An 18685-nucleotide genomic window follows, 5' to 3' on the forward strand; every position below is an offset into this window, starting at 1 on the left:
CCATGGAGGCACTGGCCGTTCGACTCTCAGGACTGGATCCGTACGTCGAGGGTGCGCTCAGGGTCGTCGCGTTCTACGACACGCTGATGCGCCGCCGGGTGGATCTCCCCGCCCTCGCCCGGGCCTCGGCCGGCCTGGCGGAGTCCGTGACGGGCATACGGCTCCACGGCACGGGTCGCACGATCCGGGTCGCGTCCGACGGCGGGGAGGCGTCCGCCCGGCCCGCGCCCGCCTCCACCACGGTGCCGATCACCCTCGACGGGGAGGAGATCGGCGCGGTCTGGCTGGAACGGCCCGGCCCGCCCGGACCGCTCGACGCGGTCCTGCTCGACCGGCTCGCCCTCGCCGCCGCGGCGGTCGTCGAGCGGTACGGCCCGGCCACGACCACGATGGCCGATCCGGCCCTCGTCGAGCTGGTCATCGGCTCCGGCACCGACGAGGCCGCCCGGGCCCGGGCGTTGCGTCTCCTGGGCTTCGCCGCCGACCAGCCGGTGCGCGTCGTCGCCGTACGCTCGGGGCTTCCGCTCGACCGGATCGGCGCCCTGGTCTGCCCGGCCCGCCTGGTGAAGGCGGCCCCGCTCGCCGATGTCGGCGTCGTCCTGGCCGCCACCGTGGACCGCGACCGGTTTCCGGAGGGGGTACGGGCGGGGATCGGCGGCGCCGAGAGCCCCGAGCGTTCCTGGCGGGAGGCCCGCACCGCCCTCCGCTTCACCACCCCGCGCGAGCCCGTCGTCCACCACGACGACCTGGGCGCCCTCGCGTTGTTGGCGGAGGTGCCCGAGGACGTGTCCCGCGGCAACGCCGACGTGGCCGCGATGGCGCGCATCGCCGGCAACTCGGACGACGTGCAGACCCTGGAGGCGTACTGCGCCACCGGCTCGCTGCGTCAGGCCGCCGACCTGCTCCATCTGCACCACAGCAGCGTCGCCCGCCGGATCGAGCAGATCGGGCGGACACTGGGCATCGACCTCACCACACCCTCGGGGCGGACCCGGGCCGGCCTCGCGCTCGTCGCGCGCCGGCTGCTCGACGACGGACCGACGGCCTAGGAGGCCGCCGGCCGGTCGGCCGGAGGGTCAGCCGAAGTCGAGGCCGCCCGTCCGGGTCCGCTTGATCTCGAAGAGGTCGGGGTGACCTGCGAGCACGCGGAAGCTGTCGAAGAGGTCGGCCGCCTCCTTGCCGCGCGGGACGGCCCGCAGGACCGGTCCGAACCAGACGGTGCCGTCGACGTGGAGGGTCGGCGTGCCGACGTAGCCCTCGGCCTCGGGGTCCTTCCCGGCGTCGTGGCTGCGCCGGACGGCCTCGTCGTACGACGGGTCGTGGGCCGCCGCGGCGAGGTCGGCGGGGAGGCCGGCCTCCGCGAGGGACTCGGCGATCACGGCGTCGAAGTCCTTGTTCTTCTCCTGGTGGATCCGGGTGCCGTAGGCGGTGTAGAGGTCGCGCAGGACGTCCTCGCCGTGCCGCTCGGCCGCCGCTGCCGCCACTCGCACGGGTCCTATGGACGCGTCGACCAGCTCCCGGTACCAGTCGGGGAGTTCGTTGCCCATGTTGTGGAGGTACAGGCTCATCACCCGGAAGCGCAGCTCGATGTCGCGGTGCCGCTCGACCTCCAGCATCCAGCGCGAGGTGATCCACGCGAAGGGGCAGGCGGGGTCGAAGTAGAAGTCGACGACGGGCTCGGTCGCTGTCTCGGTGGTCATGCCGGGGAGCCTAGCCAGCCGCCGGCGGCCCGGGCCGGGCCATTCGGGGCCCGGTCGGGCGGGCCACTTCGAGGGGTGGCCGAGCCTTCGGGGACGGGCTCAGGCCCGGGTCATCTCCGCGAGCTTGACCACGGTGTTCCAGTTGCGGCTGGTGGCCACGATCCCCTTGAAGAGAGCGGGGCGGGAGAGCACCTCCCCGAGCTTGGACCGGCCGAGCCCCTCGGGGGCGTAGAGGTACAGCGCGCGGTCGCCGAGCCGGAACTCCTCGGGCAGGAAGGCGGTCTGGTCGATCGAGGCGAACCGCTCGGGGGTGACCGGCTCCGAGAGGTAGGTGACGTGGAGCTGCTTGCCTTCGAGCTCCGCGGCCGGGAACGGGCAGGCGTCGACGACGGCGGCGAGGTAGGCGGCGTCGCGGACGAGGCAGTCGACACGGAAGCCGAACCGCTTCTCGATCGCCTCTTCGAGCGCGGTGGTCAGCTCCTGGTCGGTCAGCCGGCCGGTGTCGGTGGTGAAGACGGCGTTGCCGCTCTGCAGATAGGTCCGGACATCGAGGTGGCCGAGCTCTTCGAGCAGTGAACGGAGTTCCGCCATCGGTACTTTGCGGTGTCCGCCCACGTTGATCCCGCGCAGCAGCGCGGCGTACGTCGTCGTCATGGCCCCACGATAGGGCGGCCGCCGTGCCCCGTGGGGGAGGGCACGGCGGCCGCCGGTCTGTGGAGCCGCCGCTGCCGGACCGCTGGATCACGCGGCCCGGCAGCGGCACGGTGGCTCGCTACTCGACGATCTTGAGCAGCTTGTTCGCGGTGCCCTCGGACGGGTTGCTGATCTTGTCCGCGGTGGCGCCGTCGACGAGCGCCTTGGCGACCTGGTCCGGCGTGGCGTCCTTGTGGGCCGCGAGGTAGACGGCCGCGGCGCCGACCACGTGCGGGGTCGCCATCGACGTGCCGGAGATGGTCTTCGTGCCCTCGTCGCTGTCGTTCCACGCCGAGGTGATGTCCGAACCCGGGGCGTAGAGGTCCACCACGGAGCCGAAGTTGGAGAAGTCGGACTGCTGGTCCTCCTTGGTGGAGGAGGCCACGGTGATGGCTTCCTTCACCCGGGAGGGGGAGCCCTGGCCCGCGTCCGAGGACTCGTTGCCCGCGGCGACACCGAAGGTGACACCGGCGGCGATGGCCTTCTGCACGGCCTCGTCGAGGGCCGGGTCGGCACCTCCGCCGAGGCTCATGTTGGCGACGGACGGGCCCTGGTGGTTCTTGGTGACCCAGTCGATGCCGGCGACGACCTGCTCGGTCGTCCCCGAGCCGTTGTCGTCGAGGACGCGGACGGCGACGATCTTCGCCTTCTTGGCGACTCCGTGCGCGGCGCCGGCGATCGTGCCGGCGACGTGCGTGCCGTGACCGTTGCCGTCGGAGGCGTCGTCGTCGTTGTCGACCGCGTCGAAGCCCGAGGTGGCGCGGCCCTCGAAGTCCTTGTGCGTGACGCGGACCCCGGTGTCGATGACGTAGGCCGTGACGCCCTCGCCCGCGGCGTCCGGGTAGGTGTACTTGGAGTCGCCGGCCGTGTCGGCCTGGTCGACCCGGTCCAGGCCCCAGGACGGAGGGTTGTCCTGGGTCGCGTTGATGGTGAACTTCTTGTTCTGGACGACCTTGGCGACGGCCGGGTCGGCGGCGAGACGCTTGGCCTCGGTCTCCGAAAGGCCGTTCACCGAGAAGCCGTTGACGGCGGAGTCGTAGCTGCGGCGCAGGGTGCCGCCGTACTCCTTCGCCAGATCGCCCTTGTCGGCCTTCTCGTCCAGCAGAACGATGTAGCTGCCTGCGACGGCGCCTTCGACGCCGAGGCCGTGGACCGTTCCGAGGGCGGGTGCGGGGGCCGCGCCGGCGAACGGGCTGACGATGACGGTGACTCCGGCCGCTGCTGCGATCGCGGTCGAGACGGCGATGAGCTTGGTCCGGCGAACACGCTTGTGTATTGCCATGAAGAGGGGTCTCCTCGTCAGGATTTGTGGGGGGTCGAGCCTCCGGAAGGAAACTCTCCGGTGGCTGCCTCGAAACCCTTGCTCATTGACGAGTGCAAATCAAGACCTTCATACATCTGTGATTTACTCAACAAGCCTTCGTAATAATCAATGGGGCATCTCGCCCCAACTCGGCGCACACGTAAGGCCCCTGGGCCATTCCCAGGGGCCTACATCAAGGTTTCGTCACAGCAGTTCGGCCTCGATCAGGTCCGCCGCCCGGAGCGTTCCGCCCTCGTTCGCCATTCGCTCCCGGACCTCCCGGGCACGGAGGGCCACTTCGGGATCGCCCACGAGGCCGAGGACGGCCTCACGCAGGCGCTCGGGGGTCACCTCCTCCATCGGCAGGTGCCGTGCCACACCCAGGGACTGGAGCATGTCGGCGTTGCCGAACTGGTCGGTGGCCAGCGGAACCGCGACCATCGGGGTGGCGGTGGCCAGCCCCTCCTGACTGCCGCCCGCCCCGGCATGGGTGATGAAGGCGTCCGCCTGCCTCAGGATCGCCAACTGGGGTACCCAGGAGTGCACTTCGACGTTGGCGGGGAGCTCCCCCAGCTCGGCCGGGTCGACGAACGCGCCGATCTGGAGCACGACGTGCCAGCCGGGCAGGTCGCCGAACGCGGCGACGCACGCCCGGTAGAAGTCCGGCTGCTTGGTGAAGGCCGACCCCAGCGAGACCAGGAGGACCTTCTCCGCACCCGCCGGCCGCCGCCACTCCCCCTGGTCGGCCCGGTCGCCCTGACAGGCGCCGACGAAGGTGAAGACGGACTCGTCGACCCGGTCGGCGTGCGGCTGGAGGGCGCGCGGGATGAGGGCGATCGCGCGGCGGGGGCGGGCGACGAGCCGGTCGGGGTGGGTGTCGACACCGTACTCGGCCAGCCAGTTCTCGAAGCGGGCGTAGTACGCCTTGCCCCGGTCGGAGGCCTTGAGCTCGGCGAACATGGGCTCGGCCACCTCCTCCTCGTATCCCTTCCAGGGAACGAGATTCGGCCAGAGTCCCACGACGGGCACACCCCACCCGTGTGCGAGGACGGGTGCGGGGTAGGCGGTGATGTCGTGGAGGACGAGGTCCGGCCTGTCGCCGTCGAAGGCGGCGGCGAGCTGGGGCAGGGCCTGGATCGCGTCACGGAGGAAGGGCTCGATGTTGTCGATGAGTTCGGTGCCCCAGGCGTCCGGGTCCTCGTCGGTCGGGAGCGTGGAGGTGTAGACGACGGGGGTGGCACCGGCGGCGGCGACCTTGTCGGCGAAGGAGGCGGGAATGGCGTAACTGACGCGGTGCCCGCGGGCGACGAGCTCGCGGATCACTTCGAGGCTCGGGTTCACATGGCCGTGGGCGGCGATCGAGAACATGGCGATGTGGGCGAGGCGCGGGGTCGTGGTCATGCGCTCACATTAAACGAGACGAGACGTCTCGTCCACTTCATGAAGCGCGAAGGATCACCCCACGGCCGGGGGTGACTCAAAAGGGACGCCTTGGGCCAGGGGTTGGCTCAATCGCGCTGGTAGCGGGCGAGGACGAGATTGCCGTCCTCCTCCAGACGCCTCCGCAGCTCCGCCGCGTCGATCGCCCCGCTGTAGTACTCCTGGTAGGCCGGAGTGGCCACCTTGTCCTTCCACTCGGGGTAGCCGCGGACCGACTGCGCGGGCGCGGAGCGCAGATGCCCGGCCACGGCGGCGCCGGTCGCCCAGCCGTCCTTCGGGGTGTGGAGCGAGGGATCGGCGAGGGCCGCGGTCCCGGTGGGCAGCATCCAGTCGCCGCGGGCGAGGCGGACCATGTTCGCCGGCTGGAGGAAGAAGTCGAGGAACTGCGCCGCCTCCTTCTTGTGCGGGCTGTCCTCGGCGAGGGAGAGCGTCTGCGGGCTGACGCCCTGCGCGAGCCCGTTCGCGCCGGCGGGCGCGGGCAGGACGATCCACTCGAAGCCCTTCGGCGCCTGCTGGGTGATCTGCTGGCGGTACGAGAAGCCGAGCGGCACCATCGCGTACTTGCCGCCGAAGAAGCCCGGCAGCGCGTCGGAGCCGCCGGTGCCGAGCGTCGAACGCGAGGCGCTGAGGTCGGTGTTGACCTGGTCGTGGACGGTGCCGGGCACGATCTCGTCCTGCTCGGTGAAGCGGACGGTCACCTTGCCGTCGGTGCCGCGGTGGAAGAGTTGTCCGCCGGCCGAGAGGCCCAGGTTGAGGCTGACCGAGACGGGCTCCTTGAGCGGCCAGGCGACCGCGTACCGCCCCTTGCCCATGGAGGCCGTGAGGTTCTTGGTGATCTGCCGGAACTCCTCCCAGCTCCAGGGCCGTTCGGGCGTCGGGAGGCGGACGCCCGAGGACTCCAGGATCCGCTTGTTGGCCATGATCACGCGCGGCTCCTGGAGGAACGGCACGCCGTGGATCCCGTCGCCGAAGGTCGTCGTCTCCCAGCTGCGCGCCGGGATGTCGGCCTTGAGCCGCTCGGACAGGAGGCCGGTCAGATCGGCCAGATAGCCGCCGTACGCGAAGTCGGCGAGGTCGTCGGAGGCGTCATGGATGATGTCGGGCGCCTCGCCGCCCTCGAAGGAGGTGAGGAGCTGGTCGTGGACGGAGTCCCAGCTGCCCTGGACGTAGTCGACCTGGATGTCGGGGTGGGCGGCGTTCCACTCGGCGACCAGTTCCCGGTTGGCGTCGACGGACTCCTTCTGCCAGGCCAGGGACTGGAACCGCAGCCGTACGGTCCCGTCGCCGGGCTCGTCCCCGGCCGAGCACCCGGTCAGGAGCAGCGCGGCCGTGGCGACGGCGGCCGTGAACGTCCGTACGCGCATCAGGACTTCACCGCCCCGGCCAGCATCCCGCCCGTGATGCGCTTCTGGATGATCGCGAAGATCACGAGCGAGGGGATCGTGGCGAGGAACGCGGCGGCGGCCAGGGGCCCGAGGTCGGCCACCCCCTCCGCGCCGAGGAAGTGGGTGAGGACGACCGGCAAGGTCTGCTTCTCCGGGGTCTTGAGCAGGACGAGCGCGAAGAAGAACTCGTTCCACGCGGTGATGAAGGCGAAGAGCGCGGTGGCGACGATGCCGGGGGCGAGCAGCGGGGCCGTGACCGAGACGAGGGTACGGAGCCTCCCGGCGCCGTCGACGGCCGCGGCCTCCTCCAGCTCGGCCGGGACGGCCCGGACGTATCCGGCCAGCATCCACAGCGCGAACGGCAGCGACCAGACGACGTAGACCAGGACGAGCCCGAAGAGGCTGTTGATCAGATGCAGGTTCTTCAGGACGAGGAAGAGCGGGATGATCACCAGCACGAACGGGAAGGCCTGGCTGATCACGACCCAGCCGGTGGCGGCGGTGGAGAGCCGGCCGCGGTGCCGGGCCATGACATAGGCCATGGGCGTCGCGATGACGACGGCGATCAGAGCCGCGGCGAGCGCGGCGATCAGGCTGTTCGTGGCGGCCCTGAGCAGCGGCTGCTCGTCGAACGCCTGCCGGAAGTTGGCGAGGGTCGGGTCCTCGGGGATCCAGGTCGGGTGGAGCGAGCCGAGCTCGGTCGCCGGCTTGAAGGCGGTGGAGACCAGCCAGAGGAACGGGAAGGCGAGGAAGACCAGATACGCGAGGAGCGCGAGGTACTGGCCCAAGCGCGCCGGTCTGCTGGTACGGAGCGTGCTCACCGGTCCTGGTCCCCCTTCAGCCGGCCGACGAGGTAGAGGGCGAGGAGCACGGAGACGACGGCGACCATGACGCAGCCCATCGCGGCGGCGTAGCCGAACTGCCCGTAGCGGAAGGCCTCCTCGTAGGCGAAGAGCATGGGAAGCCGCGTGCGGCCGCCGGGTCCGCCGCTGGTCAGCACGTAGACGAGGGCGAACGAGTTGAAGTTCCAGATGAAGTTGAGGGCCGTGATGGCGAGGGCCACTGGTTTGAGGGCGGGCCAGGTGACGGTACGGAAGCGGCGCCAGGCGCCCGCGCCGTCGAGGGCCGCGGCCTCGTGGAGTTCGTGCGGGGTGTTCTGCAGGCCGGCGAGGAGGGCGACCGTGGTCTGCGGCATTCCGGCCCAGATGCCGACGAGGATCGCGGCGGGCAGGGCGGTGGCGAGCCCGGTGAGCCAGTCACGTCCGTCGCCGAGGCCGAGATCCCGGACGGTCTCGTTGAGGATGCCGGCGTCGGGGTTGTAGACGAGCCGCCACATGATGCCGACGACGACCTCCGGCATGGCCCAGGGGATGATCGCGAGTGCCCTGGCCAGCCAACGGAAGCGGAGGTTCTGGTTGAGCAGCAGCGCGAGGCCGAGGGCGAGCAGGAACTGCGGGACGGTGACACCGACGGCCCAGAGCAGCCCGATCCGGAAGGAGTCCCAGAAGAGCGTGTCGTGCAGCAGGTCCTGGAAGTTGAGCGTGCCGACCCACTGGGTGGCCTGGGTCCGGCCGGACTGCGCGTCGGTGAAGGCGAGCGCGATGCCGTAGAGCAGGGGGCCGACGCTGAGGACCAGGATGGGGAGGAGCGCGGGCAGTACCAGGAACCAGGCGCCGTGGTCCCTCCCGGCGCTCGGTCTTCCGCCGGCGGCCGTTGTTCCGCCGGACCGCTTCACCGCGGTCGCCACACTCACAGTTCGACCCCTTGTGCGCCTTTTGCCACGCTGCATCGGCCTCCGTCATGGTCCTGACAGGCCGTCGGTCCGTCAAGACAACCTGCGGGGATGCGAGACTTTGGCTGATTCGCACAGGCATCGGGGACAGCTGGGAGAGACGGATGGACGAGGCGCGGGCACGGGAGATCCTGGCCGCCGCGGGGCTGTCGACGGGCGCCACGGCCGGGGCCACGACCGGCCGCGCGGGCGGGTCCGACGCGCGGCTCCTCGCGCTCGGTGAGAACGCGGTCTTCGCCCTGGGCGAGCTCGTGGTGAAGGTCGGCCGGGACGCCGGCCTGCTCCCCCGCGCCGAGCGGGAGCTCGCGCTCGCGGACTGGCTGGCGGAGACCGGCATCCCGGCCGTACGGGCGGCGGAGCCGAAACCCAGCCTGGTCGACGGCCACCCGGTCACCCTCTGGCACCGTCTCCCCGAGGCGGTGCGCCCGGCCGAACCGCGGGATCTGGCCCCCCTGCTGCGGCGGATCCACGCCCTGCCGGAGCCGGAGGGCTTCACGCTGCCGCGCCGCGACCTGCTGGGCGGGGTCGAGCGGTGGCTGCGGCTCGCGGGCGACGCCGTCGACCCGGCCGACGCGGCCTTCCTGCGCGAGCGGCGCGACGCCTTCGCGCCCGCGGCCGCCGCACTCACCCCGCACCTCACGCCCGGCCCGATCCACGGCGACGCCCTCCCCCGCAACGTGCATGTCGGCCCGGACGGACCGGTCCTGGTCGACCTGGAGACCTTCTCCTCCGATCTGCGCGAACACGACCTGGTGGTGCTGGCCCTCTCCCGCGACCGGTACGGACTCGACCCCGCCGCCCACGACGCCTTCACCGAGGCGTACGGCTGGGACGTACGGGAGTGGGAGGGGTGCGCGGTGCTCCGCGGGGCACGGGAGACCGCGAGCTGTGCCTGGGTCGCGCAGCACGCGCCGACGAACCCCAAGGCGCTGGCCGAATTCGAGCGGCGGGTGGCGTCGCTGCGAGAGGGTGATCCCGAGGTGCGGTGGTACCCCTTCTGACCTCAGGGGAGCCCACCACTCGAATTCCCATTCACGATCGGGGTGTTGTGGTGCGTGTGGAACTGTCCGAGGTGACGCTCGACGTCGAGGTGAGCGGCCAGGGTCCGGCCGTCCTGCTGGTGCACGGCTTCCCCGACAGCCACCGTCTCTGGCGCCACCAGGTGCCCGCCCTGACCGCGGCCGGGTACCGGTGCGTGGCTCCCACTCTGCGGGGCTTCGGCGCCTCGGGGCGGCCTGAGGGCGGGACCGAGGCGTACCACCCGGCCAAGCACGTCGGCGATCTGCTGGAACTGCTCGCCCGGCTGGAGATCGACCGGGTCCATCTCGTCGGGCACGACTGGGGCTCGGGCGTGGTCCAGGGGCTCGCGCAGACGGTGCCCGAGCGGGTCGCGAGTCTCAGCATCCTGTCGGTCGGGCACATCGGCGCGATCCGTGACGCGGGCTTCGAGCAGAAGCAGCGCTCCTGGTACATGATCTTGTTCCAGTTCCCGGGGCTCGCCGAGGACTGGCTCGCGCGGGACGACTTCGCCAATCTCCGGGAGATGCTCACCGAGCACCCGGACGCGGAGGCGATCATCGAGCCATTGCGGGCGCCGGGCGCGCTGACCGCCGCCCTGAACATCTACCGGGCGGGCCTGCCCGCCGAGGTCCAGTTCGGTCCCGCCTTCCCTCTCCCGCCGCTGCCGGGCCCCGTCCTGGGCGTCTGGTCCACCGGCGACCGCTTCATGACCGAGCAGTCGATGTCGGGCACCGGCAAGCACGTGGACGGCACCTGGCGCTACGAGCGCCTGGAGGGCGCGGGGCACTGGCTCCAGCTGGACCGGCCGGACGCGGTCAACACCCTGCTCCTGGACTTCCTGGCGGAGAACCCGATCGGCTGACGGGTCCGTGGCCGCGCCGGGGCGGTCCGTCAGCCGGCCACCGGCGCGAGCTCGCGCAGCGGCCAGGACGGGTCGACGACCGCCTCCGGGGTGCCCTTGCGGCGCAGGAACTCCTGGAAGTCCTCGGCCCAGGTCCGGTACCAGTCGATCTGACGCTCGTGCAGCTCCGCCGGCGTCAGCGCGGCAACCCGCGCGTGCCGCTCGGCTATCGCGACGGCCACCCGCACGGCGGCGAGCGCGTCGGCGGCGGCCTGGTGGGCCGCGTCGAGGACGACCCCGTACTCGGCGCAGACCGCCTCCAGGGTCCGCTTCCCCCTCCGGTAGCGGTCGACGGCCCGGTCGATCGTGTACGGATCGACGACGGGGCCTATCGGAGCGCCGCCCAGCCGCTCGCCCAGCGAGGGCAGGCCGTGGCGGCGCAGCTCGGCGGAGAGGAGCGTGAGGTCGAACGAGGCGTTGTACGCCACGACCGGGACGCCCTGGGTCCAGTAGCCGGTGAGTGTCTCGGCGATCTCGTCGGCCACCTCGACGACCGGCCGGCCCTCGGCGGCCGCCCGCTCGCTGCTGATGCCGTGGATCGCGGACGCCTGCGCCGGGATGCGGATCCCGGGGTCGGCGAGCCAGTCCCGCTGCCGCACCACCCGCCCGCCGCGGACGCCGACGACCGAAGCCGTGACGATCCGCGCCTCCAGCGGTTCGGTGCCGGTCGTCTCCAGGTCGAATCCGACCAGCTCTTCCCCGTGCCAAGCCATCGGGTCCTCCTTACGTGATCTCCCCCGTGGTGCTGAACACCCTCGCACGGGCCACTGACAACGCCCCCCGACAGCGGTCCCCGGCCCTCAGGAGACCGGGCGGGAGTCGAGCCAGACCGACTCGAACTCCTCGCGATATGTTGCGAAAAGTCCGTATTCACCGTCACGGGCCACCTGCCCGGAACGCACCACGTTCCGGCCGCCCCCGCGCAGCACGAGCACCGGCGCCTCCATCCCCCGCGCCTTCCTCAGGTACGACTGGACGACGGCGAGCCCGTCCGGCCCGTCCCCGTCCACCAGGTACGCCGTGAAGCGCGGCGTCTCGTCGAAGACATGGATCTGGAAGGCGTCCGGGTCGCGCAGCCGGGCCCGCACCCGCCGCATATGGAGGATGTTCATCTCCACCGAGCGGCTCAACTCACCCTTCTTCAGACCCAGTTCCCGCTCGCGGCGCTTGACGGCACTGCTCGCCGGATTCAGGAACAGCAGGCGTATGCGGCAGCCGGACTCGGCGAGCCGCACCAGCCGCCGGCCGGAGAAGTTCTGCACGAGGAGGTTCAGGCCTATGCCCGTGGCGTCGAGACGGCGCGCCCCGCCGAAGAGGTCCTCGGCCGGCAGCTGGCGCTGCAGCCGTACCCGGTCGGGGTGGACGGAGACCACGTCCGCGTACCGGTCGCCCACCAGGTCCTCGACCGCGTCGACCGGCAGCCGGTCGGCGGACGGCACGCCCGCGCCGCTGCCGAGGATCTCCAGGAGACGCGCGGAGGCGCGTTCGGACTGGGCGAGGACGGTGGTCGACAGGGCGCGGTTGCGGGAGACGACGTTGCGCGTCACCTCCAGCTCGTCCAGGGCGAGTTCGACCTCGCGCCGGTCGTCGAAGTACGGCTCGAAGCACGGCCAGTGCTGCACCATCAGCTCCCGCAGCTGCGGGAGCGTGAGGAAGCTGAGGACGTTGTCGTCGGCCGGGTCGAGGAGGTAGCCCTTGCGCCGTGAGACCTCGCGGACGGCGACGGCGCGCTGCACCCACTCCTGCCCCGCCGGCCCCGCCGCGGCCACGACCCAGTCCTCGCCGTGCACCGGCTCGTACACCGGCCGCAGCACGGCGGCCACCACGGCACGGAGCCGCTGCTCGACGAGATTCAGCCAGATATAGGCCCGCCCTGCCCGCTGGGCGCGGGTGCGCACCTCGCTCCAGGCCTCGGCGCCCCAGTCGAGCTCCGCCCCGATCTCCATCGGCCTGGCGACGGAGACCGCTCCGGGCGGTACGTCCACGGGGCCGGGCGAACCCCCCTCGTGACCCGCGTCACCTGGGGGCAGCTCCAGACCTCCCGAGCTCACCCGCGCACCGCCTTCTGCTGTTGGACGCCCGATCCCACCGTCTGTCGACGATCAAGGAAGGGTACTCCCCGAGCGGGAGGCGGTGCAGCAGGATCGGCAGGCTGCTTGCTCAACTCCCCCCGATCCGAGCGTCGTTCCGCAAGACGCGATGGACCGGAGTGAGCGGATTCATACCGGTGAGGCCCTGCGCGCGCATGCAGGTCCCCGCCGGGGGACCACCCGCCGACGGCGGACCCCGTCCGGGGCGGTGGGGTGGAACCCCAGGTTGACCGGGAGGCCGACAGAGGCGGCGCGCGGTCCGTAAACCCCCGACACGCCACACATCCGAGCTGCGTTCGAACACATTACCGATGGACGCGCACCCGGCAGGGCCGGGGCGAAGTCCTAGGAGGTTGCCCCACTTTCGGGCAGGATCTGGCCGGAGTGCACCCCCACACCCGGATCAGAATGGAAGAGTCTTATCTATGCAGGTCTGGCCGGGACAGGCGTATCCCCTGGGCGCCACCTACGACGGCGCCGGAACGAATTTCGCGGTCTTCTCGGAGGCCGCCCACAGGATCGAGCTGTGTCTGATCCATGACGACGGCTCGGAGACGGCGGTGGAGCTGCGCGAGACGGACGCCTTCGTCCGGCACGCCTATCTGCCGGGAGTGATGCCGGGTCAGCGCTACGGGTTCCGGGTCCACGGCCCGTACGCGCCGGAGCACGGGCAGCGCTGCAACTCGGCGAAGCTGCTCCTGGACCCCTATGCCCGCGCGGTCTCGGGCTCGATCGGGTGGGGCGAGGCGGTGTACGGCTACCACTTCGGGCGGCCGGACTCCCGCAACGACCTCGACTCGGCGCCGCACATGATGACCTCGGTCGTGGTGAACCCGTACTTCGACTGGGGCGACGACCGGCGACCGCGCACCGACTACCACCGGACCGTGATCTACGAGGCCCATGTGAAGGGCCTGACCATGCTCCACCCGGAGCTGCCGGAGGAGCTGCGCGGGACGTACGCGGGGCTCGCGCACCCGGCGGTGATCGGGCATCTGAAGGAACTGGGTGTCACGGCCCTCGAATTGATGCCGGTGCACCAGTTCGTCAACGACCACCGGCTGGTGGACGCGGGGCTCTCCAACTACTGGGGCTACAACACGATCGGCTTCTTCGCCCCGCACAACGCCTACGCCTCCTGGGGCGACCGGGGCCAGCAGGTCCTGGAGTTCAAGTCGGCGGTACGTGCCCTGCACCAGGCGGGGATCGAGGTCATCCTCGACGTGGTCTACAACCACACGGCCGAGGGCAACCACCTGGGCCCCACGCTCTCCTTCCGGGGCCTGGACAACCCCTCGTACTACCGCCTCGCGAACGACCAGCGGTACTACACGGACACCACCGGCACCGGGAACTCGCTGCTCATGCGCTCGCCGCACGTGCTGCAGCTGATCATGGACAGCCTGCGGTACTGGGTGACGGAGATGCACGTCGACGGTTTCCGCTTCGATCTGGCGGCGACCCTGGCCCGCCAGTTCCACGAGGTGGACCGGCTGTCGTCCTTCTTCGACCTGGTGCAGCAGGACCCCGTGGTCAGCCAGGTCAAGCTGATCGCCGAGCCGTGGGACGTCGGCGAGGGCGGCTACCAGGTGGGCAACTTCCCGCCGCTGTGGACCGAGTGGAACGGCAAGTACCGGGACTGCGTACGCGACTTGTGGCGGGGGGAGCCGCGTACGCTCGCCGAGTTCGCGTCCCGGCTCACCGGCTCGTCCGACCTGTACCAGGACGACGGCCGCCGGCCGCTGGCCTCGGTCAACTTCGTCACCTGCCACGACGGCTTCACGCTGCGCGACCTCGTCAGCTACGACGGCAAGCACAACGAGGCCAACGGGGAGGGCAACCGGGACGGCGAGAGCTACAACCGGTCCTGGAACTGCGGGGCCGAGGGAGACACCGACGACATCGGGATCCGGGAGCTGCGAGCCCGGCAGATGCGGAACTTCCTCGCGACGCTGATGCTCTCGCAGGGCGTGCCGATGCTCAGCCACGGCGACGAGTTCGGCCGGACGCAGGGCGGCAACAACAACGCGTACTGCCAGGACAACGAGGTGTCGTGGGTGCGCTGGCCCGAGCCGGGCGCCTCGGAGGAGGGCACCCTGCTGGAGTTCACCCGGGCGATGGTCCGGCTCCGGCGCGACCACCCGGTCTTCCGGCGCCGCCGCTTCTTCCACGGGCGCCCGGTGGAGGGCACGCACGACGAGCTGACCGACATCGCCTGGTTCACGCCCGAGGGTGAGGAGATGACGGCCAGGGACTGGCAGGCGGCGCACGCCCAGGCGCTGTCGGTCTTCCTGAACGGCAACGCGATCTCGGAGCCGGGGCTGCAGGGGGAACGGATCGCGGACGACTCGTTCCTGCTGATGTTCAACGCGTCGGCGCAGGAGCTGGAGTTCGAGGTCCCGATCAACCACGGCGAGAGCTGGCGGGTGGTCGTCGACACCTCCCACCCGGAGGGCATTCCACCTCAGGAGGGCCCCAAGGTCGCGGCCGGCGAACGGGTGTCGCTGGCGCCGTTGAGCCTGACGGTACTGAAGCGACCCGCGTAGCCGGGCACGGCGGGATCCGTGGCGGGCACGGCGGGATCCGTGGCGGGCACGGCGGATCGGTGACGGGCGGGGCCGTACGGCTCCGCCCGGTCGCGTCCGTCAGGTCCTCACCCCGGCCTCCGTCGCGGCCTCCGCCCCGGCCGGACGGGTGCCGGCCGCCGGAAGCCGGGTGCGCACCGACCAGGACAGAGCCGCGCACAGGACCGCCGCCCCGACCATCACCGTGAAGGCCGCGCCGGGTCCGTGACGTTCCGCCAGGCTCCCCGCGAGCGCCAGGGCCAGCGCCTGGCCGCCGACGATGCCGCTGGTCAGGAAGGCCATGGACTCGGCGAGCCGGGTCGCCGGCACCGTCCGTTCGGTGAGGCCGAAGACGGTGATCAGATGGGGTGCGTAGGCCGCGCCGAGGACGACGACGACCACGTACAGCGCCACGAGCGAGTCGACGAACAGCAGGGGCACGGAGAGCACGACCAGCGCGGCGGTGGCGGTACGCCAGCGGGTCGGAAGGCCGATCCGCGCGGGCACGGCGGCCATCGAGAGGCCGACGGCGGCGCTCATCACACCCATGGCCGCGTAGACGAGCCCCGCCTGCTCGGGCGCCCCGAGCCTCTCGGTGAGCGCGGTGATGCCGGCCTGGGACGCCCCGAACATGGCGCCCTGGAGCACCATCGTGATCCGCAGGGCGTACGCGGACCTCGGCAGCCGCGCCCGTTCGGCGGCGCCCGTACGAGTGGTGACGGCCGTGGCACCGCCCTCGGCCCCGCGGGCCGACGGGTGCAGCGCGAACGCCGTGCCGCAGGTCGCGAGGAGGGCCGAGGCCGTCAGGAGCGCCGCCGCCGGGTGGGTGAGGGCGGCGGCGAGACCCACGAGAGCCGGGCCCAGGACGAAGGACACCTCGTCGAGGGTGCCTTCGAACGAGAGGACCGTGCCGACCAGCCGGTCGTCGGCGCCGGAGCGCCGGGCCAGGGCGACCGAGCGGGTCCGGGCGAGCGGTCCGACCTGGGGCACCGTCGCACCGGCGAGCGCGCCGAGGGCGATCAGCCAGCCGGTCGCCGCGTGGGCGAGCGCCGCGAGGACCAGCGCGGCGACGGCGACCGCGTTGGCGAGGGACGCGATCAGGACCACCCCGCGCTGCCCGCGCCGGTCGGCGAGCCTGCCGATGACCGGCCCCGCGACCGTCTGCCCCGCCGCGAGCGCTCCGCCCGCGAGCCCCGCCGTCGTCAGGGATCCGCTCGTCTCGGCGACCAGGATCAGGCTGCCGAGCTGACACATGGCGGTGGGCAGCCGTCCCAGGAACGAGACGACCGGCAGCACCGGCCCGAGCAGGGACAAGGTGTCGCGATACATACGGAGCATCGCCTGAACGTAACGCGATGCACCCGAACGGACGCATGAGCCGATGACACAGAAGGCTCCGCGCCGGGTACGTACGTTCGCATGACGTCCTCGCTCCCGTCCCCGCCCACCGCCCGGACCGTGCCCACCGCCACCTACCGGCTCCAGCTCCAGCCGGAGTTCCCGTTCGCGGCCGCCGAGCGGGCCGTCCCGCATCTCGCCGGACTCGGGGTGTCGCATCTCCATCTCTCCCCCGTCCTGGAGGCCGTGCCCGGCTCGACACACGGCTACGACGTGACCGACCACCGTGCGATCCGCGCCGAGCTGGGCGGCGAGGAGGGGCTGCGGGCCCTGGCCGCCACCGCCCGGGCACACGGTCTCGGCCTGGTCGTGGACCTGGTGCCCAACCACATGGCCGCGTCGCCCACGCACAATCACGCGCTGCGCGAGGTGCTCCGCGAGGGTCCCCGGTCGCCGTACGCCCGCTGGTTCGACATCGACTGGGAGGCGGGGGACGGCCGGCTCCTGCTGCCCGTACTGCCGGACCGGCTGCCGGAGGTACGGGACCGGATGCGGGTCGCCGACGGCGCGCTGCACCTGGACGGCCAGGACTTCCCGCTCCGCGCGGGTACCGAGGGGCTGCCCCTGCCCGAGCTGCTCGACGCCCAGTGGTACCGGCTCGGCTGGTGGCGGCTGGCCCGTACGGAACTCAACTATCGCCGCTTCTTCACCATTTCGGAGCTGATCGGGGTGCGCGTCGAGGACCCCGAGGTCTTCGACGCGACACACGGCACGATCGTGAGACTGGTCGGGGACGGGGTGATCGAGGGGCTGCGGATCGACCATCCGGACGGGCTCGCCGATCCCGAGGGGTATCTGCGGCGACTGCGGGAGGCGACCGGCGGACGGTGCTGGACGGTCGTGGAGAAGATCCTCACCGGCCCGGAGCCGCTGCCGTCAGCCTGGCAGGTCGCCGGCACGACCGGTTACGACGCGCTGCGACAGGTGGACGGCGTCTTCGTGGACGGTGTCGGAGCGGCCGAACTCTCCGACGTCTACCGGTCGTTCGCGGGTCGCGCGGCGGACCGGGGCGGCGCCTGGGAGGCGACGGCCCGCCGGGCCGCGTACGAGGTCGTGACGCACGATCTGGCCGCGGAGACCGCCGCGCTCACCCGGATCGCGGAGCGGATCTGCGCCGCCGATCCCGACCTGCGCGACCACGCCCCCTGGGCTCTGACGACCGCGATCCGTGAACTCCTCGTCCGCGTCCCGGTCTACCGCTTCTACCGGGAGGGCGACGAGACGGTGCTGACTCCCGAGGCCGCCCGGGGCGCGACCGCCGCCTTCGCCGTGCCGGAGGAGGCCGCGGCCGTCGGCACCGTGCGCGACCTGGCGCTGGGGCGGCTCGGCGACGGCCCCGAACACCGGGCGTTCCGGGACCGGTTCGCGCAGACCTCCTCGGCGCTGCGCGCCAAGTCCGTGGAGGACACCGCCTTCTACCGCTACACCCCGCTCCTGTCGGCGAACGAGGTGGGCGGCGACCCCGGACGTCCGGCGATCGCGCCCGAGGAGTTCCACGCGTACTGTCTGCGGCTCTCCCGGGACTGGCCCGCGACCGGGACCGTGCTGTCCACGCACGACACCAAGCGCAGCGCGGACATCCGGGCCGGGATCGCCGTCCTCTCCCAATGCCCTTCCGTGTGGCTGGAGTTGCTGGAGGAGGTGGCCGGGGTTCCGGCGCCCGATCCGCACCTGGCGTGGACGGCGTGGCAGACCGCGTTCGGCTTCGGCACGCCGGACCCGGTGCGGCTCGGCCCCGCGGTCCTGAAGTCGGTACGGGAGGCGGGGCTGCACACGAGCTGGACCGAGCCGGACCCGGCGTACGAGCGGGCGGTGACCGAGTTCGTGGCGGCCGGCCCGGGCCGGATCCCGCTCCGGGCGGCCTCGGAGGCGGCCTTCGCCCTGGAGCCGCACATCCGCGCCCACCAGCTGGGGGCGACGCTGGTCCAGCTCACGATGCCGGGGGTGCCGGAGCTCTACCAGGGGACCGAGCGGGAGTACCGGGCGCTGGTCGACCCGGACAACCGGGTGCCCTTCGCGGTCGGCGAGGACGACGAGAAGACGGCGGTGGTCCGCGCGGCGCTCGCGCTGCGGAGGCTGCACCCCGAGGCCTTCGCCGCGCCCGACTCGTACACCCCGCTGACGGTGACGGGAGCCGCGGCACCGCACTGTCTGGCCTTCGCCCGCGGCGAGGGGGCCTCGGCGGAGGCGGTCACCGCGGTCACGCGGCTGCCGCTGCGGCTGGCGGAGACGGGCGGCTGGCAGGACACGGAGCTGATCCTGCCGCCCGGCACCTGGTTCGATCACCTCGACGGTGTACGGCAGTTCACCGGCGGGGCCGTGAAGCCGGCCGACCTCTTCGACGCGCGTCCGGTGGCGCTCCTGGGCCGCCGCCCCGCGCGGGAGAAGTGAGGAGGACC

15 protein-coding genes are annotated in these 18685 nt (G+C 72.0%); 5 read left to right on the forward strand and 10 right to left on the reverse strand.

Annotated elements, in window-relative coordinates:
- Positions 1 to 2: 2 nt before the first annotated feature.
- Positions 3 to 1049, forward strand: a complete 1047-nt coding sequence (locus ACFVGW_RS24430) for a PucR family transcriptional regulator (RefSeq protein WP_385853469.1) — start codon at positions 3 to 5, stop codon at positions 1047 to 1049.
- Positions 1050 to 1076: 27 nt separating this feature from the next.
- On the opposite strand, the gene ACFVGW_RS24435 is transcribed toward ACFVGW_RS24430, so the two are convergent.
- From ACFVGW_RS24435 to ACFVGW_RS24465, 7 genes are all read right to left on the reverse strand, one after another.
- Positions 1077 to 1700 (reverse strand): DsbA family protein, encoded by a 624-nt coding sequence (locus ACFVGW_RS24435; RefSeq protein WP_383229637.1) that lies wholly within the window; start codon positions 1698 to 1700, stop codon positions 1077 to 1079.
- Positions 1701 to 1799: 99 nt separating this feature from the next.
- On the reverse strand, positions 1800 to 2354 hold the full coding sequence (locus ACFVGW_RS24440; protein WP_385853470.1) for a DUF1697 domain-containing protein: 555 nt from the start codon (positions 2352 to 2354) through the stop codon (positions 1800 to 1802).
- 118 nt (positions 2355 to 2472) lie between these two features.
- Positions 2473 to 3675, reverse strand: a complete 1203-nt coding sequence (locus ACFVGW_RS24445) for a S8 family serine peptidase (RefSeq protein ID WP_385853471.1) — start codon at positions 3673 to 3675, stop codon at positions 2473 to 2475.
- A gap of 225 nt (positions 3676 to 3900) precedes the next feature.
- Positions 3901 to 5097 (reverse strand): macrolide-inactivating glycosyltransferase, encoded by a 1197-nt coding sequence (gene mgt, locus ACFVGW_RS24450; RefSeq protein ID WP_385853472.1) that lies wholly within the window; start codon positions 5095 to 5097, stop codon positions 3901 to 3903.
- A 107-nt stretch (positions 5098 to 5204) separates the two neighbouring features.
- Positions 5205 to 6500 (reverse strand): ABC transporter substrate-binding protein, encoded by a 1296-nt coding sequence (locus tag ACFVGW_RS24455; RefSeq protein ID WP_385853473.1) that lies wholly within the window; start codon positions 6498 to 6500, stop codon positions 5205 to 5207.
- Positions 6500 to 7342: a carbohydrate ABC transporter permease gene (locus ACFVGW_RS24460; RefSeq protein ID WP_383229080.1), complete on the reverse strand. Its 843-nt coding sequence runs from the start codon at positions 7340 to 7342 to the stop codon at positions 6500 to 6502. The genes ACFVGW_RS24455 and ACFVGW_RS24460 overlap by 1 nt, the downstream gene beginning before the upstream one ends.
- On the reverse strand, positions 7339 to 8310 hold the full coding sequence (locus ACFVGW_RS24465) for a carbohydrate ABC transporter permease (RefSeq protein WP_385853474.1): 972 nt from the start codon (positions 8308 to 8310) through the stop codon (positions 7339 to 7341). Before ACFVGW_RS24465 ends, ACFVGW_RS24460 begins: the two co-directional genes overlap by 4 nt.
- A 107-nt stretch (positions 8311 to 8417) precedes the next feature.
- Here ACFVGW_RS24465 and ACFVGW_RS24470 point away from each other — a divergent pair, with 107 nt between their 5' ends.
- The gene (locus tag ACFVGW_RS24470) at positions 8418 to 9314 is read left to right on the forward strand and encodes a phosphotransferase enzyme family protein (protein WP_385853475.1); all 897 of its coding nucleotides are present in this window, start codon (positions 8418 to 8420) and stop codon (positions 9312 to 9314) included.
- 50 nt (positions 9315 to 9364) lie between these two features.
- Positions 9365 to 10195, forward strand: coding sequence for an alpha/beta fold hydrolase (locus tag ACFVGW_RS24475; RefSeq protein ID WP_385853476.1), 831 nt, complete (start codon positions 9365 to 9367; stop codon positions 10193 to 10195).
- A 29-nt stretch (positions 10196 to 10224) separates the two neighbouring features.
- Here ACFVGW_RS24475 and ACFVGW_RS24480 read toward each other — a convergent pair whose 3' ends face one another.
- Both ACFVGW_RS24480 and ACFVGW_RS24485 read right to left on the reverse strand, forming a co-directional pair.
- Positions 10225 to 10947 carry an exonuclease domain-containing protein gene (locus tag ACFVGW_RS24480; protein WP_385853477.1) on the reverse strand — a complete coding sequence of 241 codons (723 nt, stop codon included), beginning with the start codon at positions 10945 to 10947 and terminating at the stop codon, positions 10225 to 10227.
- An 87-nt stretch (positions 10948 to 11034) separates the two neighbouring features.
- Positions 11035 to 12285 carry an SAV2148 family HEPN domain-containing protein gene (locus ACFVGW_RS24485; protein WP_352186903.1) on the reverse strand — a complete coding sequence of 417 codons (1251 nt, stop codon included), beginning with the start codon at positions 12283 to 12285 and terminating at the stop codon, positions 11035 to 11037.
- A gap of 464 nt (positions 12286 to 12749) precedes the next feature.
- Here ACFVGW_RS24485 and glgX point away from each other — a divergent pair, with 464 nt between their 5' ends.
- Complete coding sequence (gene glgX, locus ACFVGW_RS24490) at positions 12750 to 14870, forward strand: glycogen debranching protein GlgX (RefSeq protein WP_383229085.1); 2121 nt, start codon at positions 12750 to 12752, stop codon at positions 14868 to 14870.
- A 99-nt stretch (positions 14871 to 14969) separates the two neighbouring features.
- Here glgX and ACFVGW_RS24495 read toward each other — a convergent pair whose 3' ends face one another.
- Complete coding sequence (locus tag ACFVGW_RS24495; RefSeq protein WP_385853577.1) at positions 14970 to 16217, reverse strand: MFS transporter; 1248 nt, start codon at positions 16215 to 16217, stop codon at positions 14970 to 14972.
- A gap of 90 nt (positions 16218 to 16307) precedes the next feature.
- Between ACFVGW_RS24495 and treY the strand changes: the two genes are divergently transcribed.
- A complete protein-coding gene (gene treY / locus ACFVGW_RS24500; protein WP_385853478.1) occupies positions 16308 to 18677 on the forward strand; it encodes a malto-oligosyltrehalose synthase in 2370 nt (789 codons plus the stop codon).
- The last annotated feature ends 8 nt before the right edge of the window (positions 18678 to 18685 follow it).

The sequence above is a fragment of the Streptomyces sp. NPDC127129 genome (assembly GCF_042671585.1).
Taxonomy (GTDB): domain Bacteria; phylum Actinomycetota; class Actinomycetes; order Streptomycetales; family Streptomycetaceae; genus Streptomyces.

Bases quoted from the DNA above. Each gene is read 5' to 3' on its own strand.
- ACFVGW_RS24430 (WP_385853469.1), top strand. From the start codon at position 3: ATGGAGGCACTGGCCGTTCGACTCTCAGGACTGGATCCGTACGTCGAG.
- ACFVGW_RS24435 (WP_383229637.1), bottom strand. From the start codon at position 1,700: ATGACCACCGAGACAGCGACCGAGCCCGTCGTCGACTTCTACTTCGAC.
- ACFVGW_RS24440 (WP_385853470.1), bottom strand. From the start codon at position 2,354: ATGACGACGACGTACGCCGCGCTGCTGCGCGGGATCAACGTGGGCGGA.
- ACFVGW_RS24445 (WP_385853471.1), bottom strand. From the start codon at position 3,675: ATGGCAATACACAAGCGTGTTCGCCGGACCAAGCTCATCGCCGTCTCG.
- mgt (WP_385853472.1), bottom strand. From the start codon at position 5,097: ATGACCACGACCCCGCGCCTCGCCCACATCGCCATGTTCTCGATCGCC.
- ACFVGW_RS24455 (WP_385853473.1), bottom strand. From the start codon at position 6,500: ATGCGCGTACGGACGTTCACGGCCGCCGTCGCCACGGCCGCGCTGCTC.
- ACFVGW_RS24465 (WP_385853474.1), bottom strand. From the start codon at position 8,310: ATGCAGCGTGGCAAAAGGCGCACAAGGGGTCGAACTGTGAGTGTGGCG.
- ACFVGW_RS24470 (WP_385853475.1), top strand. From the start codon at position 8,418: ATGGACGAGGCGCGGGCACGGGAGATCCTGGCCGCCGCGGGGCTGTCG.
- ACFVGW_RS24480 (WP_385853477.1), bottom strand. From the start codon at position 10,947: ATGGCTTGGCACGGGGAAGAGCTGGTCGGATTCGACCTGGAGACGACC.
- glgX (WP_383229085.1), top strand. From the start codon at position 12,750: ATGCAGGTCTGGCCGGGACAGGCGTATCCCCTGGGCGCCACCTACGAC.
- ACFVGW_RS24495 (WP_385853577.1), bottom strand. From the start codon at position 16,217: ATGTATCGCGACACCTTGTCCCTGCTCGGGCCGGTGCTGCCGGTCGTC.
- treY (WP_385853478.1), top strand. From the start codon at position 16,308: ATGACGTCCTCGCTCCCGTCCCCGCCCACCGCCCGGACCGTGCCCACC.